The sequence below is a fragment of the Escherichia sp. WS2035 genome, assembly GCF_046487065.1.
Taxonomy (GTDB): domain Bacteria; phylum Pseudomonadota; class Gammaproteobacteria; order Enterobacterales; family Enterobacteriaceae; genus Escherichia; species Escherichia coli.
On record NZ_JBJQKD010000006.1, the window covers coordinates 1 to 20523 of the forward strand.

17 protein-coding genes, 1 rRNA gene and 1 pseudogene are annotated in these 20523 nt (G+C 51.8%); 10 read left to right on the top strand and 9 right to left on the bottom strand.

What is annotated here, in order from left to right; translation table 11 throughout:
* Nucleotides 1-103, top strand: a 5S ribosomal RNA gene (gene rrf / locus ACJHX4_RS11680); the annotation flags it as partial.
* Nucleotides 104-179: 76 nt separating this feature from the next.
* Complete coding sequence (locus ACJHX4_RS11685) at nucleotides 180-563, top strand: YjaA family stress response protein (RefSeq protein ID WP_001350411.1); 384 nt, start codon at nucleotides 180-182, stop codon at nucleotides 561-563.
* A 63-nt stretch (nucleotides 564-626) separates the two neighbouring features.
* On the opposite strand, the gene ACJHX4_RS11690 is transcribed toward ACJHX4_RS11685, so the two are convergent.
* Nucleotides 627-1070 (bottom strand): acetyltransferase, encoded by a 444-nt coding sequence (locus tag ACJHX4_RS11690; RefSeq protein WP_000236963.1) that lies wholly within the window; start codon nucleotides 1068-1070, stop codon nucleotides 627-629.
* A 156-nt stretch (nucleotides 1071-1226) separates the two neighbouring features.
* Here ACJHX4_RS11690 and metA point away from each other — a divergent pair, with 156 nt between their 5' ends.
* From metA to aceK, 4 genes are all read left to right on the top strand, one after another.
* Nucleotides 1227-2156 carry a homoserine O-succinyltransferase gene (gene metA / locus ACJHX4_RS11695; protein WP_001122786.1) on the top strand — a complete coding sequence of 310 codons (930 nt, stop codon included), beginning with the start codon at nucleotides 1227-1229 and terminating at the stop codon, nucleotides 2154-2156.
* Between the two features lie 268 nt (nucleotides 2157-2424).
* Nucleotides 2425-4026 carry a malate synthase A gene (gene aceB / locus ACJHX4_RS11700; protein WP_000138849.1) on the top strand — a complete coding sequence of 534 codons (1602 nt, stop codon included), beginning with the start codon at nucleotides 2425-2427 and terminating at the stop codon, nucleotides 4024-4026.
* Nucleotides 4027-4055: 29 nt separating this feature from the next.
* Nucleotides 4056-5360, top strand: a complete 1305-nt coding sequence (gene aceA / locus ACJHX4_RS11705) for an isocitrate lyase (RefSeq protein WP_001531164.1) — start codon at nucleotides 4056-4058, stop codon at nucleotides 5358-5360.
* A gap of 124 nt (nucleotides 5361-5484) precedes the next feature.
* Nucleotides 5485-7209 carry a bifunctional isocitrate dehydrogenase kinase/phosphatase gene (gene aceK / locus ACJHX4_RS11710; protein ID WP_001137231.1) on the top strand — a complete coding sequence of 575 codons (1725 nt, stop codon included), beginning with the start codon at nucleotides 5485-5487 and terminating at the stop codon, nucleotides 7207-7209.
* A gap of 16 nt (nucleotides 7210-7225) precedes the next feature.
* Here aceK and iclR read toward each other — a convergent pair whose 3' ends face one another.
* Nucleotides 7226-8050 carry a glyoxylate bypass operon transcriptional repressor IclR gene (iclR, locus tag ACJHX4_RS11715; protein ID WP_000226409.1) on the bottom strand — a complete coding sequence of 275 codons (825 nt, stop codon included), beginning with the start codon at nucleotides 8048-8050 and terminating at the stop codon, nucleotides 7226-7228.
* A gap of 200 nt (nucleotides 8051-8250) precedes the next feature.
* Between iclR and metH the strand changes: the two genes are divergently transcribed.
* The 4 genes and pseudogenes from metH to ACJHX4_RS11735 all read left to right on the top strand — a co-directional run bounded on the left by metH (nucleotide 8251) and on the right by ACJHX4_RS11735 (nucleotide 14606).
* Nucleotides 8251-11934 (top strand): methionine synthase, encoded by a 3684-nt coding sequence (gene metH / locus ACJHX4_RS11720; RefSeq protein ID WP_000095941.1) that lies wholly within the window; start codon nucleotides 8251-8253, stop codon nucleotides 11932-11934.
* Between the two features lie 59 nt (nucleotides 11935-11993).
* Nucleotides 11994-12312: pseudogene (locus tag ACJHX4_RS11725) on the top strand (hypothetical protein).
* Between the two features lie 42 nt (nucleotides 12313-12354).
* Nucleotides 12355-12804 carry a hypothetical protein gene (locus tag ACJHX4_RS11730; RefSeq protein WP_001189565.1) on the top strand — a complete coding sequence of 150 codons (450 nt, stop codon included), beginning with the start codon at nucleotides 12355-12357 and terminating at the stop codon, nucleotides 12802-12804.
* Nucleotides 12805-12974: 170 nt separating this feature from the next.
* Nucleotides 12975-14606, top strand: a complete 1632-nt coding sequence (locus ACJHX4_RS11735; protein ID WP_000956822.1) for a Na/Pi cotransporter family protein — start codon at nucleotides 12975-12977, stop codon at nucleotides 14604-14606.
* Nucleotides 14607-14695: 89 nt separating this feature from the next.
* Here ACJHX4_RS11735 and pepE read toward each other — a convergent pair whose 3' ends face one another.
* From pepE to ACJHX4_RS11770, 7 genes are all read right to left on the bottom strand, one after another.
* The gene (gene pepE, locus ACJHX4_RS11740) at nucleotides 14696-15385 is read right to left on the bottom strand and encodes a dipeptidase PepE (protein WP_000421758.1); all 690 of its coding nucleotides are present in this window, start codon (nucleotides 15383-15385) and stop codon (nucleotides 14696-14698) included.
* A gap of 381 nt (nucleotides 15386-15766) precedes the next feature.
* Entirely contained in the window at nucleotides 15767-16996 is a 1230-nt protein-coding gene (sorE, locus tag ACJHX4_RS11745; protein WP_000858558.1) for an L-sorbose 1-phosphate reductase, read from the bottom strand.
* A 51-nt stretch (nucleotides 16997-17047) separates the two neighbouring features.
* Complete coding sequence (locus ACJHX4_RS11750; protein WP_000437907.1) at nucleotides 17048-17872, bottom strand: PTS system mannose/fructose/sorbose family transporter subunit IID; 825 nt, start codon at nucleotides 17870-17872, stop codon at nucleotides 17048-17050.
* A 10-nt stretch (nucleotides 17873-17882) separates the two neighbouring features.
* Nucleotides 17883-18680: a PTS mannose/fructose/sorbose transporter subunit IIC gene (locus tag ACJHX4_RS11755; protein ID WP_000406332.1), complete on the bottom strand. Its 798-nt coding sequence runs from the start codon at nucleotides 18678-18680 to the stop codon at nucleotides 17883-17885.
* A 65-nt stretch (nucleotides 18681-18745) separates the two neighbouring features.
* The gene (locus ACJHX4_RS11760; RefSeq protein ID WP_001027853.1) at nucleotides 18746-19240 is read right to left on the bottom strand and encodes a PTS system mannose/fructose/N-acetylgalactosamine-transporter subunit IIB; all 495 of its coding nucleotides are present in this window, start codon (nucleotides 19238-19240) and stop codon (nucleotides 18746-18748) included.
* Entirely contained in the window at nucleotides 19240-19647 is a 408-nt protein-coding gene (locus tag ACJHX4_RS11765) for a mannose/fructose/sorbose PTS transporter subunit IIA (RefSeq protein ID WP_000245632.1), read from the bottom strand. Before ACJHX4_RS11765 ends, ACJHX4_RS11760 begins: the two co-directional genes overlap by 1 nt.
* A gap of 9 nt (nucleotides 19648-19656) precedes the next feature.
* A complete protein-coding gene (locus ACJHX4_RS11770) occupies nucleotides 19657-20463 on the bottom strand; it encodes an SDR family oxidoreductase (protein ID WP_001195410.1) in 807 nt (268 codons plus the stop codon).
* Nucleotides 20464-20523 lie beyond the last annotated feature (60 nt).

The following is a 20523-nucleotide window of genomic DNA, read 5'->3' on the forward strand; positions in this document are numbered from 1 at the left end:
GCGCGGTGGTCCCACCTGACCCCATGCCGAACTCAGAAGTGAAACGCCGTAGCGCCGATGGTAGTGTGGGGTCTCCCCATGCGAGAGTAGGGAACTGCCAGGCATCAAATTAGAAAAACCCCGGTCAATAAGGCCGGGGTTTTTTGCATATCAATTATTTGCATGATGAAGGGAATCTCATGTCAGTTCTGTATATCCAAATTCGTCGTAATCAAATTACTGTTCGCGATCTTGAAAGCAAACGTGAAGTGTCAGGAGATGCTGCCTTCAGTAACCAGCGCCTGTTAATCGCCAATTTCTTTGTTGCAGAAAAAGTTCTGCAAGATCTTGTTCTGCAACTCCACCCACGTTCAACCTGGCATTCTTTTTTGCCAGCAAAACGTATGGATATTGTTGTGAGCGCGCTGGAAATGAATGAGGGCGGTTTGTCACAGGTTGAGGAACGCATTCTTCATGAAGTGGTCGCAGGGGCAACGTTAATGAAATATCGCCAGTTCCACATCCATGCGCAATCAGTGGTACTCAGTGATAGTGCGGTCATGGCAATGTTTAAGCAGAAATAATCATGTCACCATTGGTGGGTACGAAACCTAAAGTTCAGCCCACCGGGATGAGAAAAAAACCGCCTACACCCCCACATATGCCAGATTCAGCAACGGATACGGTTTCCCCAAATCGTCCACCTCAGAGCGTCCCGTAACCTTAAAGCCCACCTTCTTATAGAACCCAACCGCCTGCTCATTTTGCTCATTAACAGTGGTTGTCAGTTCCGGGGCCATTGAGAGCGCATGCTTCACCAGCATCCGGCCCACGCCGCAGCCGCGCACATCAGGATCGATAAACAGCGCATCCATATGCTGCCCACTTAACAACATAAATCCAATCGGCTGATCCCGCTCATTAACCGCGACCCACAACGGTGCTTCCGGCAGAAAGGAATGCACCAGCTCTTCCAGCTCGGCCCGATACTCTGCTGATAAAAAATCGTGAGTGGCATCGACAGAACGACACCAAATCGCAACGAGTTCCTCCCCCTCCTCATGCCGTGAGCGTCGAATACTAATAACCATTTTCTCTCCTTTTCGTCATTCTTATATTCTAACGTAGCCTTTTCCTTGAAACTTTCTCACCTTCAACATGCAGGCTCGACATTGGTAAATTTTCTGGTTATCTTCAGCTATCTGGATGTCTAAACGTATAAGCGTATGTAGTGAGGTAATCAGGTTATGCCGATTCGTGTGCCGGACGAGCTACCCGCCGTCAATTTCTTGCGTGAAGAAAACGTCTTTGTGATGACAACTTCTCGCGCGTCTGGTCAGGAAATTCGTCCGCTAAAGGTGCTTATCCTTAACCTGATGCCGAAGAAGATCGAAACTGAAAATCAGTTTCTGCGCCTGCTTTCAAACTCACCTTTGCAGGTCGATATTCAGCTGTTGCGCATCGATTCCCGTGAATCGCGCAACACGCCCGCAGAGCATCTGAATAACTTCTACTGTAACTTTGAAGATATTCAGGAACAAAACTTTGACGGTCTGATAGTTACCGGCGCGCCGCTGGGCCTGGTGGAGTTTAATGATGTCGCTTACTGGCCGCAGATCAAACAGGTGCTGGAGTGGTCGAAAGATCACGTCACCTCGACGCTGTTTGTCTGCTGGGCGGTACAGGCCGCGCTAAATATCCTCTACGGCATTCCTAAGCAAACTCGCACCGACAAACTCTCTGGCGTTTATGAGCATCATATTCTCCATCCTCATGCGCTTCTGACGCGTGGCTTTGATGATTCATTCCTGGCACCGCATTCGCGCTATGCTGACTTTCCGGCAGCGTTGATTCGTGATTACACCGATCTGGAAATTCTGGCAGAGACGGAAGAAGGGGATGCATATCTGTTTGCCAGCAAAGATAAGCGAATTGCCTTTGTGACGGGCCATCCCGAATATGATGCGCAAACGCTGGCGCAGGAATATTTCCGCGATGTGGAAGCCGGACTAGACCCGGAAGTACCGTATAACTATTTCCCGCACAATGATCCGCAAAACAAACCGCGAGCGAGCTGGCGTAGTCACGGTAATTTGCTGTTTACCAACTGGCTCAACTATTACGTCTACCAGATCACGCCATATGATCTACGGCACATGAATCCAACGCTGGATTAATCTTCTGTGATAGTCGATCGTTAAGCGATTCAGCACCTTACCTCAGGCACCTTCGGGTGCCTTTTTTATTTCCGAAACACACCTCAGTAAGTGAATAAATTTTATTTATATTGTTATCAACAAGTTAACATGTATTTTTAATTAAAATGGAAATTGTTTTTGATTTTGCATTTTAAATGAGTAGTCTTAGTTGTGCTGAACGAAAAGCGCACAACGATCCTTCGTTCACAGTGGGGAAGTTTTCGGATCCATGACGAGGAGCTGCACGATGACTGAACAGGCAACAACAATCGATGAACTGGCTTTCACAAGGCCGTATGGCGAGCAGGAGAAGCAAATTCTTACTGCCGAAGCGGTAGAATTTCTGACTGAGCTGGTGACGCATTTTACGCCACAACGCAATAAACTTCTGGCAGCGCGCATTCAGCAGCAGCAGGATATCGATAACGGAAGGTTGCCTGATTTCATTTCGGAAACAGCTTCCATTCGTGATGCTGACTGGAAAATTCGCGGGATTCCTGCGGACTTAGAAGATCGTCGCGTAGAGATTACCGGACCTGTAGAGCGCAAGATGGTGATCAACGCGCTCAACGCCAATGTGAAAGTCTTTATGGCCGATTTCGAAGATTCACTGGCACCAGACTGGAACAAAGTGATCGATGGGCAAATTAACCTGCGCGATGCAGTTAACGGCACCATCAGCTATACCAATGAAGCAGGCAAAATTTATCAGCTCAAGCCCAATCCAGCGGTTTTGATTTGTCGGGTACGCGGTCTGCACTTGCCGGAAAAACATGTCACCTGGCGTGGTGAGGCAATCCCCGGTAGCCTGTTTGATTTTGCGCTCTATTTCTTCCACAACTATCAGGCACTGTTGGCAAAGGGCAGCGGTCCCTATTTCTATCTGCCGAAAACCCAGTCCTGGCAGGAAGCGGCCTGGTGGAGCGAAGTCTTCAGCTATGCAGAAGATCGCTTTAATCTGCCGCGCGGCACCATCAAGGCGACGTTGCTGATTGAAACGCTGCCCGCCGTGTTCCAGATGGATGAAATCCTTCACGCGCTGCGTGACCATATTGTTGGTCTGAACTGCGGTCGTTGGGATTACATCTTCAGTTATATCAAAACATTGAAAAACTATCCCGATCGCGTCCTGCCAGACAGACAGGCAGTGACGATGGATAAACCCTTCCTGAATGCTTACTCACGCCTGTTGATTAAAACCTGCCATAAACGCGGTGCTTTTGCGATGGGCGGCATGGCGGCGTTTATTCCGAGCAAAGATGAAGAGCGCAATAACCAGGTGCTCGACAAAGTAAAAGCGGATAAATCGCTGGAAGCCAATAACGGTCACGATGGCACATGGATCGCTCACCCGGGCCTTGCTGATACGGCAATGGCGGTATTCAACGATATTCTCGGCTCCCGCAAAAACCAGCTTGAGGTGATGCGCGAACAAGACGCGCCGATTACTGCCGATCAGCTGCTGGCACCTTGTGATGGTGAACGCACCGAAGAAGGTATGCGTGCCAACATTCGCGTGGCTGTGCAGTACATCGAAGCGTGGATCTCTGGCAATGGCTGTGTGCCGATTTATGGCCTGATGGAAGATGCGGCGACGGCTGAAATTTCCCGTACCTCAATCTGGCAGTGGATCCATCATCAAAAAACGTTGAGCAATGGCAAACCGGTGACTAAAGCCTTGTTCCGCCAGATGCTGGGCGAAGAGATGAAAGTCATTGCCAGCGAACTGGGCGAAGAACGTTTCTCCCAGGGGCGTTTTGACGATGCCGCACGCTTGATGGAACAGATCACCACTTCCGATGAGTTAATTGATTTCCTGACCCTGCCAGGCTACCGCCTGTTAGCGTAAACCACCACATAACTATGGAGCATCTGCACATGAAAACCCGTACACAACAAATTGAAGAATTACAGAAAGAGTGGACTCAACCGCGTTGGGAAGGCATTACTCGCCCGTACAGCGCGGAAGATGTGGTGAAATTACGCGGTTCAGTCAATCCGGAATGCACCCTGGCGCAACTGGGCGCGGCGAAAATGTGGCGTCTGCTGCACGGCGAGTCGAAAAAAGGCTACATCAACAGCCTCGGTGCACTGACTGGCGGTCAGGCGTTGCAACAGGCGAAAGCGGGTATTGAAGCAGTCTATCTGTCGGGATGGCAGGTAGCGGCGGACGCTAACCTGGCGGCCAGCATGTATCCGGATCAGTCGCTCTATCCGGCAAACTCGGTGCCAGCTGTGGTAGAGCGGATCAACAATACTTTCCGCCGTGCGGATCAGATGCAATGGTCCGCGGGCATTGAGCCGGGCGATCCGCGCTATGTCGATTACTTCCTGCCGATCGTCGCCGATGCGGAGGCCGGTTTTGGCGGTGTACTGAATGCCTTTGAACTGATGAAAGCGATGATTGAAGCCGGTGCAGCGGCAGTTCACTTCGAAGATCAGCTGGCATCAGTGAAGAAATGTGGTCACATGGGCGGCAAAGTTTTGGTGCCAACTCAGGAAGCTATTCAGAAACTGGTCGCGGCGCGTCTGGCAGCTGATGTGACGGGCGTTCCAACCCTGCTGGTTGCTCGTACCGATGCCGATGCGGCGGATCTGATTACCTCCGATTGCGACCCATATGACAGCGAATTTATTACTGGCGAGCGTACCAGTGAAGGCTTCTTCCGTACTCATGCGGGTATTGAGCAAGCGATCAGCCGTGGCCTGGCGTATGCGCCATATGCTGACCTGGTATGGTGTGAAACCTCCACGCCGGATCTGGAACTGGCGCGTCGCTTTGCACAAGCCATCCACGCGAAATATCCGGGCAAACTGCTGGCTTATAACTGCTCGCCGTCGTTCAACTGGCAGAAAAACCTCGACGACAAAACTATTGCCAGCTTCCAGCAGCAGCTGTCGGATATGGGCTACAAGTTCCAGTTCATCACCCTGGCAGGTATCCACAGCATGTGGTTCAACATGTTTGACCTGGCAAACGCCTATGCCCAGGGTGAGGGTATGAAGCACTATGTTGAGAAAGTGCAGCAGCCGGAATTTGCCGCCGCGAAAGATGGCTATACCTTCGTATCTCACCAGCAGGAAGTGGGGACAGGTTATTTCGATAAAGTGACGACCATTATTCAGGGCGGCACGTCTTCAGTCACCGCGCTGACCGGCTCCACCGAAGAATCGCAGTTCTAAGCAACTGATAAAGTTGATGATTGTAGGCCGGATAAGGCGTTCACGCCGCATCCGGCAATCAACGCCTGATGCGACGATTTGCGCGTCTTATCCGGCAATTCTCTGCTCCTGATGAGGGCGCTAAATGCCGCGTGGCCTGGAATTACTGATTGCACAAACCATTCTGCAAGGCTTCGACGCTCAGTATGGTCGATTCCTCGAAGTGACTTCCGGGGCGCAGCAGCGTTTCGAACAAGCCGACTGGCACGCTGTCCAGCAAGCGATGAAAAACCGTATCCATCTTTACGATCATCACGTGGGTCTGGTTGTGGAGCAACTGCGCTGCATTACTAACGGCCAAAGCACGGACGCGGCATTTTTACTGCGCGTTAAAGAGCATTACACCCGACTGTTGCCGGATTACCCGCGCTTCGAGATTGCGGAGAGCTTTTTTAACTCCGTGTACTGTCGGTTATTTGACCACCGCTCGCTTACTCCCGAGCGGCTTTTTATCTTTAGCTCCCAGCCAGAGCGCCGTTTTCGTACCATTCCCCGCCCGCTGGCGAAAGACTTTCACCCCGATCACGGCTGGGAATCTCTGCTGATGCGCGTTATCAGCGACCTGCCGTTGCGTCTGCGCTGGCAGAATAAAAGCCGTGACATTCATTACATCGTTCGCCATCTAACGGAAACGCTGGGGACAGACAACCTCGCGGAAAGTCATTTACAGGTGGCGAACGAACTGTTTTACCGCAATAAAGCCGCCTGGCTGGTGGGCAAACTGATCACGCCTTCCGGCACATTGCCATTTTTGCTGCCGATCCACCAGACGGACGACGGCGAGTTATTTATTGATACCTGTCTGACGACGACCGCCGAAGCGAGCATCGTCTTTGGCTTTGCGCGTTCTTATTTTATGGTTTACGCGCCGCTGCCCGCAGCGCTGGTCGAGTGGCTACGGGAAATTCTGCCAGGTAAAACCACCGCTGAATTGTATATGGCTATCGGCTGCCAGAAGCACGCCAAAACCGAAAGCTACCGCGAATATCTCGTTTATCTACAGGGCTGTAATGAGCAGTTCATTGAAGCGCCGGGTATTCGTGGAATGGTGATGTTGGTGTTCACGCTGCCGGGCTTTGACCGGGTATTTAAAGTGATCAAAGACAAGTTCGCGCCGCAGAAAGAGATGTCTGCCGCTCACGTTCGCGCCTGCTACCAACTGGTGAAAGAGCACGATCGCGTGGGCCGAATGGCGGACACCCAGGAGTTTGAAAACTTTGTGCTGGAGAAGCGGCATATTTCCCCGGCATTAATGGCATTACTGCTCCAGGAAGCAGCGGAAAAAATCACCGATCTCGGCGAACAAATTGTGATTCGCCATCTTTATATTGAGCGGCGGATGGTGCCGCTCAATATCTGGCTGGAACAAGTGGAAGGTCAGCAGTTGCGCGATGCCATTGAAGAATACGGTAACGCTATTCGCCAGCTTGCCGCTGCTAACATTTTCCCTGGCGACATGCTGTTTAAAAACTTCGGTGTCACCCGTCACGGGCGTGTGGTGTTTTATGATTACGATGAAATTTGCTACATGACGGAAGTGAACTTCCGCGACATCCCGCCGCCGCGCTACCCGGAGGACGAACTTGCCAGCGAACCGTGGTACAGCGTCTCGCCGGGCGATGTTTTCCCGGAAGAGTTCCGTCACTGGTTATGTGCCGACCCGCGTATTGGTCCGCTATTTGAAGAGATGCACGCCGACTTGTTCCGCGCTGATTACTGGCGCGCACTACAAAACCGTATACGTGAAGGGCATGTGGAAGATGTTTATGCGTATCGGCGCAGGCAGCGGTTTAGCGTTCGATTCGTATAAATCAGAGGCGAAAAAGTCAGCGTATTCCACCGTATGCCAGCGTCACTTCCTTCGCCGCTTTAATCACCATCGCGCCAAACTCGGTCACGCGGTCATCGGTAATACGTGAAATCGGTCCGGAAATTGAAATTGCGGCAAACGGTTCGCGGTGCTCATCGAAAATACACGCTGCAAGGCAACGCAGCCCCAGCGCATGTTCCTCATCGTCAAATGAATAACCCCGTTTGCGCGTTTGGGCGAGATCTTCTTTTAAATGCACAGGAGACACCAGCGTTGCGTGGGTATAGGCATGTAACCCTTTGCGGTGCAGTAACTTCGTCACCTGTTCTTCGCTCAGTTGGGCCAGAAAGGCTTTACCCGCACCGGAAGCGTGCATCGGCAATTTACCGCCGATAGGCGCGGACATTCGCATCAGGTGAGTACACTGTACCTGGTCGATAATAATCGCTTCGTGATTGCTTTGATCAAGCACCGCCATATTGACCGTTTCGCCAGACTCTTCCATTAGATTGCGCAGGATAGGGTGAACAATCGCTAACAAATTACGGCTCTGGAGAAAGCTGCTGCCGACCATAAAGGCGTGTGCGCCGATCGCCCAGTGACCCAGTTCGCCGACCTGACGGACAAAGCCCTGTTGCTGCATCGTGGTTAGCAGGCGGTGGGTCGTGGAATTGGGTAACCCGGCTTGCTGTGCCAGTTCCGTGAGTGCCACACTGCCATTGGATTCGGCAATCCACTCCAGTAATTTCAGGCCACGCGTTAAAGACTGAACCTGTCCAGTCGCTGGTGCGGTGGCAACGGCGGGTTTTCTGCCGCGTTTTGCGGGAATGGGTGCGACCATGACAGTCTCCTTTTTTCTGTATCGTGGAAATCATTTTCATTTTTATTATCAGCGAATGCAATAGTTGCTGAACAGATCCGATGAGTTAATGTTGAACAAATCTCATGTTGCGTGGTGGTCGCTTTTACCACAGATGTGTTTATGCCAGTATGGTTTGTTGAATTTTTATTAAATCTGGGTTAAGCGTGTCGGGAGCAAGTGTGAGCAGCAAAGTGGAACAACTGTGTGCGCAGTTAAATGAACGTATTCTGGTGCTGGACGGCGGTATGGGCACCATGATCCAGAGCTATCGACTGAACGAAGCCGATTTTCGTGGTGAACGCTTTGCCGACTGGCCATGCGATCTCAAAGGCAACAACGACCTGCTGGTGCTCAGCAAACCGGAAGTGATCTCCGCCATCCACAACGCTTACTTTGAAGCGGGTGCGGATATCATCGAAACCAACACCTTCAACTCCACGACTATTGCGATGGCGGATTACCAGATGGAATCCCTGTCGGCGGAAATCAACTTTGCGGCGGCGAAACTGGCGCGCGCCTGTGCCGACGAGTGGACTGCCCGCACGCCGGAGAAACCGCGCTACGTTGCCGGTGTTCTCGGCCCGACCAACCGCACGGCGTCTATTTCTCCGGACGTCAACGATCCGGCATTCCGCAACATCACTTTTGACCAGCTGGTGGCGGCTTATCGAGAATCCACCAAAGCGCTGGTGGAAGGTGGCGCGGACCTGATCCTGATTGAAACCGTTTTCGACACCCTTAACGCCAAAGCGGCGGTCTTTGCGGTGAAAACGGAGTTTGAAGCGCTGGGCGTTGAACTGCCGATTATGATCTCCGGCACCATCACCGACGCCTCCGGGCGCACGCTCTCCGGGCAGACCACTGAAGCGTTTTACAACTCCCTGCGCCACGCCGAAGCGCTGACCTTTGGCCTGAACTGTGCGCTGGGGCCAGACGAACTGCGCCAGTACGTACAGGAACTGTCGCGTATTGCGGAATGCTATGTCACCGCCCACCCGAACGCCGGGCTGCCCAACGCCTTTGGTGAATACGATCTCGACGCCGACACGATGGCAAAACAGATACGTGAATGGGCAGAAGCGGGCTTTCTCAATATCGTCGGCGGCTGCTGCGGCACCACGCCACAACATATTGCAGCGATGAGTCGTGCAGTAGAAGGATTAGCGCCGCGCAAACTACCGGAAATTCCCGTAGCCTGCCGTTTGTCCGGCCTGGAGCCGCTGAACATTGGCGAAGATAGCCTGTTTGTGAACGTGGGTGAACGCACCAACGTCACCGGTTCCGCTAAGTTCAAGCGCCTGATCAAAGAAGAGAAATACAGCGAGGCGCTGGATGTGGCGCGTCAGCAGGTGGAAAACGGTGCGCAGATTATCGATATCAACATGGATGAAGGGATGCTCGATGCCGAAGCGGCGATGGTGCGTTTTCTCAATCTGATTGCCGGTGAACCGGATATCGCTCGTGTGCCGATAATGATCGACTCCTCGAAATGGGACGTTATTGAAAAAGGTCTGAAGTGTATCCAGGGCAAAGGCATTGTTAACTCTATCTCGATGAAAGAGGGCGTCGACGCCTTTATCCATCACGCGAAACTGTTGCGTCGCTACGGTGCGGCAGTAGTGGTAATGGCTTTTGACGAACAGGGCCAGGCCGATACCCGCGCACGGAAAATCGAGATTTGCCGTCGGGCGTACAAAATCCTCACCGAAGAGGTTGGCTTCCCGGCTGAAGATATCATCTTCGACCCGAACATCTTCGCGGTCGCAACTGGCATTGAAGAGCACAACAATTACGCACAGGACTTTATCGGCGCGTGTGAAGACATCAAACGTGAACTGCCGCACGCACTGATTTCCGGCGGCGTTTCTAACGTGTCGTTCTCGTTTCGTGGTAACGATCCTGTGCGCGAAGCCATTCACGCGGTGTTCCTCTACTACGCTATTCGCAATGGCATGGATATGGGGATCGTCAACGCCGGGCAACTGGCGATTTACGACGACCTGCCTACCGAGCTACGCGACGCGGTGGAGGATGTGATCCTCAACCGCCGCGACGATGGCACCGAGCGTTTACTCGAGCTTGCCGAGAAATATCGCGGCAGCAAAACCGACGACACCGCTAACACCCAGCAGGCGGAGTGGCGCTCGTGGGAAGTGAATAAACGTCTGGAATACTCGCTGGTCAAAGGCATTACCGAGTTTATCGAGCAGGATACCGAAGAAGCCCGCCAGCAGGCTACGCGCCCGATTGAAGTGATTGAAGGCCCGTTGATGGACGGCATGAACGTGGTCGGCGACCTGTTTGGCGAGGGCAAAATGTTCCTGCCGCAGGTGGTGAAATCGGCGCGCGTAATGAAGCAGGCGGTGGCGTATCTCGAGCCGTTTATTGAAGCCAGCAAAGAGCAGGGTAAAACCAACGGCAAGATGGTGATCGCCACAGTGAAGGGCGATGTCCACGACATCGGTAAAAATATCGTTGGCGTGGTGCTGCAATGTAACAACTACGAAATTGTCGATCTCGGCGTGATGGTGCCTGCGGAAAAAATTCTCCGTACCGCTAAAGAAGTGAATGCTGATTTGATTGGCCTTTCGGGGCTGATCACGCCGTCGCTGGACGAGATGGTTAACGTGGCGAAAGAGATGGAGCGCCAGGGCTTCACCATTCCGCTATTGATTGGCGGCGCGACCACCTCAAAAGCGCACACGGCGGTGAAAATCGAGCAGAACTACAGCGGCCCGACGGTGTATGTGCAGAACGCATCGCGCACCGTTGGTGTGGTGGCGGCGCTGCTTTCCGACACTCAGCGCGATGATTTCGTTGCTCGTACCCGCAAGGAGTACGAAACCGTGCGTATTCAGCACGGACGAAAGAAACCACGCACACCACCGGTCACGCTGGAAGCGGCGCGTGATAACGACTTCGCTTTTGACTGGCAGGCTTACACGCCGCCGGTGGCGCACCGTCTCGGTGTGCAGGAAGTCGAAGCCAGCATCGAAACGCTGCGTAATTACATCGACTGGACGCCGTTCTTTATGACCTGGTCGCTGGCCGGGAAGTATCCGCGCATTCTGGAAGATGAAGTGGTAGGTGTTGAGGCGCAGCGGCTGTTTAAAGACGCCAACGACATGCTGGATAAATTAAGCGCCGAAAAAATGCTGAACCCGCGTGGTGTGGTGGGCCTGTTCCCGGCAAACCGTGTGGGCGATGACATTGAAATCTACCGTGACGAAACGCGTACCCATGTGATTAATGTCAGCCACCATCTGCGCCAACAGACCGAAAAAACCGGCTTCGCTAACTACTGTCTCGCTGACTTCGTTGCGCCGAAGGTTTCCGGCAAAGCGGATTACATCGGCGCATTTGCCGTGACTGGCGGGCTGGAAGAGGACGCACTGGCTGATGCCTTTGAAGCACAGCATGATGATTACAACAAAATCATGGTGAAAGCGCTTGCCGACCGTCTGGCGGAAGCCTTTGCGGAGTATCTCCATGAGCGTGTGCGTAAAGTCTACTGGGGCTATGCGCCGAACGAGAACCTCAGCAACGAAGAGCTGATCCGCGAAAACTACCAGGGCATCCGTCCGGCACCGGGCTACCCTGCCTGCCCGGAACATACGGAAAAAGCCACAATCTGGGAGCTGCTGGAAGTGGAAAAACATACCGGTATGAAACTCACGGAATCTTTCGCCATGTGGCCGGGTGCATCGGTTTCGGGTTGGTACTTCAGTCATCCAGACAGCAAGTATTACGCGGTGGCGCAAATTCAGCGCGATCAGGTTGAAGACTATGCCCACCGTAAAGGAATGAGCGTTACCGAAGTTGAGCGTTGGTTGGCACCGAATCTGGGGTATGATGCCGAGTAAGTGATAACACCGGGGTATTTGCCCCGGTTTTTAATGTCATAAATAATGGATTATTGAATATGATAAAAATTGATGAAATAGATTTTTTCGCTTTCGAAGGATGTTCAGAGTCCGAAGTTACTGAACTATTAGGAAAAAACCAACAGGTTATAATGATTGGATAATTAATATAAAACAGGTGTGGAGTGGGTATTTTATGATGGTCGTTATTGGTTAGATTTTCGTAAATCCAAAGAGGGTATAAGGTGTATCTCATGCAGTATTCTGTATCACGATAAAAGTAAAGGGCGTATCGATGTCTTATTTAGTGAAGGTATAGCTGACAGAGGTTTAAAAAATACGGGTGGAGTGTTAATCCAAAAACGCCCGCAATTATAATAATTCCTGGTAATATTTGTTTTCGTAAAAAGGATTTACTTTATGCAACGTCAATATAAAAAATACATTCTTCTTTTTTGGGGTGTTATGGATGTTATCGCGATAGCCACATATCTGTTCTACTCGCTTGGTAATGGTCGTATCCCTTTTTATTCCGATATCGTTCATTCACTTTCTTTACTTAAGGATATCGGTGTTGAAGGCGGTTTTTACGCTTATGCAGTCGCCACTGTTACGCTACAAATAGTATTATTGTTCTCTTTATTCTTTTCTGCGCAATGTTTTTTAAGACAAAAATTATTTAGTTTCTCTTTTTTGGCGATTCAGGAGTTTATGCGTTTTGCTACCGTAAGCTGTTCAATCTCCGTAATACCGTTGTTACTTAATTATTTTTATTCACAGGATCTGGTCTTAAATATTTCGTTGTTTATCTTCTCAGAGGTCACAAAAGTGACAACGATTATCTGGTGTAAACGACAGGGGAAAGTGTGACAGAAATAGCAACAGATACAGGTGGATTTTTATATAAATGCCTTTTTAAATGCTTTCTTGTATAAATCTCTTATACTGAAAGTACATACAAGAGAAATGCCTGGATAAAAACAACGTGATTAGAAAAATCTTAACAGGAAAATGCATAACAAAAAGGAGAACCTGATTCCGTGCTAACTTTGCTTCACCTGCTTTCTGCCGTCGCCCTGCTGGTCTGGGGGACCCATATTGTTCGAACAGGCGTAATGCGCGTCTTCGGCGCGCGTCTGCGTACTGTCCTTAGCCGGAGCGTCGAAAAAAAGCCGCTCGCCTTTTGCGCGGGGATCGGCGTTACCGCACTGGTGCAGAGCAGTAATGCCACCACCATGCTGGTGACCTCGTTCGTCGCTCAGGATCTGGTTGCTCTCGCGCCTGCGCTGGTGATTGTGCTGGGTGCAGATGTCGGGACGGCGCTGATGGCGCGTATTCTCACCTTCGATTTATCCTGGCTGTCACCGTTACTTATTTTTATCGGCGTGATTTTTTTCCTCGGACGCAAACAGTCACGCGCCGGGCAACTGGGCCGCGTCGGTATTGGTCTTGGGCTGATTTTACTGGCGCTGGAGTTGATTGTGCAGGCCGTAACGCCGATCACTCAGGCAAACGGCGTTCAGGTGATCTTTGCCTCGCTGACTGGCGACATTTTGCTGGATGCGCTGATTGGTGCGATGTTCGCCATTATCAGCTACTCCAGCCTTGCCGCGGTACTGCTGACCGCGACTCTGACCGCCGCAGGCATTATCTCTTTCCCAGTGGCGCTTTGTCTGGTGATTGGTGCAAACCTCGGTTCCGGCCTGCTGGCGATGCTCAACAACAGTGCCGCCAATGCCGCAGCCCGCCGTGTCGCGCTGGGTAGCCTGCTGTTTAAGCTGGTGGGTAGCCTGATTATCCTGCCGTTTGTTCATTTGCTGGCAGAGACAATGGGGAAGTTGCCATTGCCAAAAGCGGAATTGGTGATCTATTTCCACGTCTTCTACAACCTTGTACGCTGCCTGGTCATGTTGCCATTCGTTGACCCGATGGCACGGTTTTGCAAAACGATTATTCGCGATGAACCGGAACTGGATACCCAGCTACGGCCTAAACATCTGGATGTCAGCGCGCTGGATACGCCCACGCTTGCTCTGGCGAACGCTGCCCGCGAAACCCTGCGCATTGGCGACGCCATGGAACAGATGATGGAAGGGCTGAATAAAGTGATGCACGGCGAGCCACGGCAGGAGAAAGAGCTGCGTAAGCTGGCTGATGACATCAACGTTCTCTATACCGCCATTAAGCTGTATCTGGCGCGGATGCCAAAAGAGGAACTGGCAGAAGAAGAGTCGCGCCGCTGGGCGGAGATCATCGAAATGTCGCTCAACCTTGAACAGGCCTCCGATATCGTCGAGCGCATGGGCAGCGAAATTGCCGACAAATCGCTGGCAGCAAGGCGAGCATTTTCGCTTGATGGCTTGAAGGAACTGGATGCGCTCTATGAGCAATTGCTCAGTAATTTAAAACTGGCAATGTCGGTTTTCTTCTCTGGCGATGTTACCAGCGCCCGTCGTTTGCGCCGCAGCAAACATCGTTTTCGCATTCTTAATCGCCGCTATTCCCACGCCCACGTCGATCGCCTGCACCAGCAAAACGTGCAGAGTATTGAAACCAGTTCGCTACATTTAGGCTTACTGGGAGATATGCAGCGTCTGAACTCGCTGTTTTGTTCGGTGGCTTACAGTGTGCTGGAACAGCCGGATGAAGATGAAGGACGGGACGAGTATTAATACCGTGACCCTGAAGGCCTGATAAGACGCGTAAAGCGTTGCATCAGGCACTATGAACAAGATGCCGGATCATGCATCCGGCAATTCACTTAAAAACGGTGACCCGCTTCCAGCGGCACCGCTTCTTCACCAGCCTTAAATACATAAGTGGTGTTCGGGCCACCCAGCGTAGCGTGACCTTTACTTACTGTGATCCAGTTACCTTCCGGCAGACCAATAATCGTCAGTTCTGGCGCGACGACCAGCAGTTCGCGAATACGCTGCTCACGGGTTTCACCTTTATGGCCTTCCGGCAGCGCGTTGGTGAAGTGCGGGTTGATTTGTAGCGGGAACAGATTTAGCGCATCGAAACCTTGCGGATCGATAATCGGCATATCGTTGGTGGTACGAATGGTTGGGCAAGCAAGGTTAGCGCCTGCGCTCCAGCCAATATACAGCGCGCCACGTTTCACCACGTCAGTAATGGGTGCCAGCAGCCCGCGCTCGCGGCACTGTTTCAGCAACTGGAAAGTATTACCGCCGCCGACAATCACAATTTCCGCATTTTCAATCGCGGCAACGGGATCGACAACGCTATGAATACCGGTGACAGAAACACCCAGCGGAGCGAGAACCGCAGCCGTTTTCGCTGTGTAATCATCCCAGGTCTGCGTTACGCCAGCGAAAGGAATAAATACCGCAGAACGGCGACCCTGCAACTGTTCAGCAATCAGCGGCAGCGCGTGTTCCAGCCAGGCTTTACCCGGCAGCGTCGAGTTACTCAATAAAAGCAGTTCCATTACTTCTCCGGTTAGTAAGAAAACACGGAAGGAATGCTACCACTGCGAATTTAACCACTTACTGACATGGCTCACGATGTCACATATTGCACAGGCGCTGAGACTGATGACAAACACAGGATTGCCTGATGCGCTACGCTTACCTGGCCTACCAGATAACTGCAATATATTGAATTTTCAAGATTATGTAGGCCGAATAAGGCTTCATTCCGCATCCGGCATAAACAATGTGCACTTTGCCACCAATTTGAGCGCCCCTTAAGGCGCTGATGTTTTTTTATCCTTCTCGTGCACATTGTGCCGCTTCAGCAATCAGCCGCACATCAGGTCGCGAAGTTGCCGCGGCGACCAGCCAGCGACATGCAGAGTTAAGTAGCGCGATTAATCATGGGAAATTGCCTCTGCATGGGCGAGCAGGTATTGCTCCGCCTCACCGGACCAGATCCCCTGATGACGCGCCAGAATCGCCGCCAGTGCTTGATCCTGAATCTGCGTGAGTGACGTCAGCGGCAGGTATTTCCCGGTATACACCAGCTTTTTGCCGCCGCCGACGGCAGGCAATTCAAGCGTGGTTTCGCCCGCGGCATTCAGCCCAAGAATATGTGTTACCACTTTTGCGGCCTGCACTTTTTTCTCTTCAATTAATTTGACCGCTGCGCGCATGTCGTCGGTATTGCCGCCTGACGTGCCCACGTAGTGGGTAAATGCATAATGCACATCGTAGAAATTAATTGGCGCGCTGAAGTGCTTATCCTGCGGTCCGGCGAAGAAATTCAGACAACCATCTGTCGCCAGCAAGGAAGAGGCGAGAGTCACCAGTCCTTCATTAGGCACAAAGACGAAAATATCATCGAAGCCGTGACCGCCACTCAGTGCCATTAACGTATCAAATGCTGCATCGGCGGCATTGAGATAATGAATCAGTGTTTGCGGTTCTGATGGATAGTGCTTGCGCGCATAACTCAATTTGTCGTTGTCGGTATCGGTAATGACGAGCAGCGAAGGGTTAACGGGTCCATGTAGCGCATAATCAATCGCCAACAGTCCCATTGGTCCGGTGCCGCCGAGGATCAGCGTGCGCCCTTGCGGGCGAATCCCCATCGTGTGGTTATAACTACCTTCCTGAAGATGATAGTTGGCGTTGAACGCGCCAATCACGCAGGAAAGCGGTTCAACCAGCGAGCCTTCAAAATAGGTTTCGCCGTCGTATGCCAGCAGGCAATCTTGTTCCATGACCTCGTTGGGAATAACCACATGCGTCGCTTCGCCGCCTACCCACGGGAAGGAGTAGCCGGGGCAATCCGGGCGGTCGGGGAGTTGCAGGTTGGCCTGAATCACATAACGCTGACCCGGCTGGAATTTGTGCTGCCACTTTTTACCCACGGCCAGAATATCGCCGCAAAATTCGTGGCCGATGATGATGGGATTGGTCGCCACATCGTCGGGTACTTTTTTATGATTTTCACCCAGATTGGCCTCTTTCCAGGAAGAGAGGCACAGGCTGTCAGTGACCACCGTTGCGAGGATTTCATCCTCCTGCATTTCAGGAAGGTCAAAGGTTTCCAGGCGTAAATCACGTTTACCATAAAGACGCAGAGCTGTTGTTTTCATAAACCACCTCGTGTTGAACGATGGCCCCGACGGTTGCGCCGGGGCGAAGAATCAGGACAGGAAGCCCAGCGCATTACCGATAATCCCTAAACCAAACAGGGCGAAAATCAGCCATACCGGGTTAATTTTTTTGTTGAGCAGACGAACCATCAGCAGCGTCAGACCGAGCGCCAGCAAACCAGGGCAAAGTTGGTCGAGGATGTTCTGCACGGTTATGGTGACGGTGGCACCATCGGCGGCAGGCGTTTGTGAAACCACCAACGGTACGTTGATTGACGTCCATTTGGTCACCAGCACGCCCATCACAAACAGCCCGAGAATCGACGCGCCTTCGGTGAGTTTTTGCAGCAAATTACCGCCCATATCGCTGACGATATTCACCCCTTTGCGAAAGCCGAGCTGTAGGCCATACCACTTCATCGCCAGGCGCACCACGTTGAAAATAAAGAAGAACAGCAGGGGGCCGAGAATGTTGCCCGAAAGTGCCAGAGATGCGCCGAGCGCGGCGGTAATCGGGCGCAGCGTTCCCCAGACCAGTGGATCGCCAACTCCTGCCAATGGTCCCATCAGACCGACTTTGATGCCGTTAATGGTACCGTCATCAATTTCCGCGCCGTTGGCTCGCGCCTCTTCCATGGCGGCAGTGACGCCGATGACCGGGCCACATACGGCTGGCGTGGTATTGAAGAACACCAGGTGTCGCCTGAGCGCCGCAACCTGATCCTCTTTTAATGGGTAAAGTCGTTTGATGGCGGGGATCATGTCGTAGCAAAAACCCAGCCCGTGAATACGTTCAAAGTTAAAGGATGCCTGTTGCAGGTTGGAGCGCAGAAACATGCTCACCAGATCGCTGCGTGTAATTTTTCTCTGTTCCATGATGGCTCCGTTAATCATCAAGTTGGTCAAGGGCGGTGATAGTGGTGGTCTGGGGATGTGGTTCAGCTTTACGCCACTGTGGATTTAACTGGATGTAGAGCAGGGCCATGATCACGCCGACGCCACCGAACGCCAGCAGACTGAGATCGAGGTAGCCACCTGCGAGGAAACCGAGGAAAAAGAAAGGCATCAAATATTTCACGCCCATCATGCGAAGCACCATGGCGTAACCGACCACCACGATAAAACCGCCAGCAATCTGCAGTCCACGGGTCACAAATTCGGGAATGGCGCTCAGCATATTGCTCACCATATCAGCGCTGACGAACAGCGAGACAATCAGTGCCGGAATAGCAACGCGCAGTGCCTGCACGCCAAGCGCGGAGACATGCAGAATATCGAGAGTGCGAAACCGTGCTTCTTCCGCTGCTTTATCCGCCGCGTGCTGGAACACTACGGTGATGGTACGGGCAAACACCGTCAGCACCTGGCCTGCCGCAGCCACAGGCAACGCGATGGCGATTCCGGTGGCGATGCTTTGCTGACCAACGATAACCAGAATGGCGGAGATTATGCTGGCGAGCGCAGAATCCGGAGATTGCGCCGCGCCGACGTTCATCCAGCCGAGAGCTATCAATTCCAGCGTACCACCGAGCATAATTCCGGTTTTTAAATCACCGAGAATTAAACCAATCACCGTACAGGCAATTAACGGACGATGAGTCTGAAATTCATCCAGCACGCTGCCCATTCCGGCAATACAGGAAAAAAGAAATATAGCAATGATTTGTAGAGTACTTATTTCCATGATTTGTCACCTTTTAAGTGTCGTCATCCCTGCCTGTTAAAGCATATGTACACAGGCGCTATTATTTAATTCGCGATTAACTGTTCATTTATTTTGTCGATAATATTGATTGAGGGATCTGACGCTACGACGCGTAAATCCAGTATGACGCCAAGATTATTTAACTCATGAAATGCGTTAATATCATCGTCATCTAATGAAACTGCTTTGGTTAACTGTTTTTTACCAGGACGCCAGGCCATGCCGCCAATATTCAGGGTACCTATTTTTACCCCCTGGCGAACCATTGCTAAGGCATCCTGTGGGCGAGTGAAAAGATAAAAAACGGTTTCGTCCTGATATTGCGGGTTGTGATACACCGCGACGGCTTTTTCAATATTGACCACGTTAACCTTCATTCCCGGTGGCGCAGCCTGACGCAATAATGTCCGGCGAACTTCATCGTTATAAACTTCGTCATTGCAGATAATAATGCGCTGGGCGTTAGCCACTTTAGACCAGACGGTAGTGACCTGGCCGTGGATCAGGCGGTCATCAATGCGGGCGAGCGTAATGTTCATCAGAAATCCTCCTCCGCTGTTGCCACCTGTCTCCAGACGACGCAGGTTTGCTTTGCGATTTGCGTCAGGTGTTCACACAGTTCATCAACATTCATGCTGTCCTGGTTATCAACCAGTTCGAGCGCTAGCGGCAGAGAAAGGCCGCTGATTACCCGCAGACGAGGATTGCGCATCGCAAGCATCGCTGCCGCATTCCACGGGCTGCCGCACTGTAAATCCACGGCAATCAGCCACTCATCTTGATTGTGAATGCTTACTAACTTTTCCAGCTTTGCTACGATGTCTCCGGCGTTCTCGCCGGGCACAAATTCAACTGCCTCGACCCTGGCATCGCCGTAAACCATCTGAACCGATTCCAGCATGGCGCAAGCTAATTTGCCATGCGCACAAAAAATGGCATTGACCATAAAGCCTCCTTAGCCGCGCGTTTTGCCGCCCGCAATGTTAGTGGTTACTCCGGTGATATAGCTGGCGCGTTCAGACAGCAGATAACAAACAAAATCAGCCACTTCTGCTAATCTTCCGGCGCGCCCAATAGGAATGGCGTTTTTGGTATAGCCTTCACGCAGCTGCTCGACGGTGATATTGCGCGTCCACGCCAGCGCCTCTTCATATTCCGGCGTGCGCAGCCCTGTTTTTTCCAGAATCCCCGGCGCGATACCGACCACACGGATACCGTGCTTACCCAGCTCTTTCGACCAGGAGCGCGTGAAGCTATTGAGCGCGGCTTTGGTCGCGGCGTAACAGCTTTGGCCTTCTGAGCCTTCCAGCCCACTTTCTGAGGAAACATTCACAATCACGCCATCATGTTGTTTGACCATCTGTCGCGCCACCGCCTGCGACATCAGAAAAACGCCTTTCTGGTTGATATTGACCATTTTTTCGAATGCAGCTTCGTTGAGTTCATACTGCCCGGCAGGCGCTTTCTCATCGACCAGCAGACGCGGGAAATTGACCCCGGCGTTGTTAACCAGACCGTCGATGCGACCAAAACGCTGGATAATTTCTGCTACCGTATGATTTACCTCTTTGGCGCTGGAAATATCGGTCGGCCAGAACTGATAACCTTTATGGCTTTCATACTGACCATCGCCACCGTGAATATCGACCATCTGTACATTCGCGCCTTGTGCTAATAATTCATCCACAATCGCCAGACCAATGCCGGATGCGCCACCGGTGACAATAATGATTTTATCCTGCAAATTTAACCACGTTTGCATAACAGACTCCTGATTTTAGATAATAAGGACCCGCCGTAATTTTTATTACGGTAAACATCG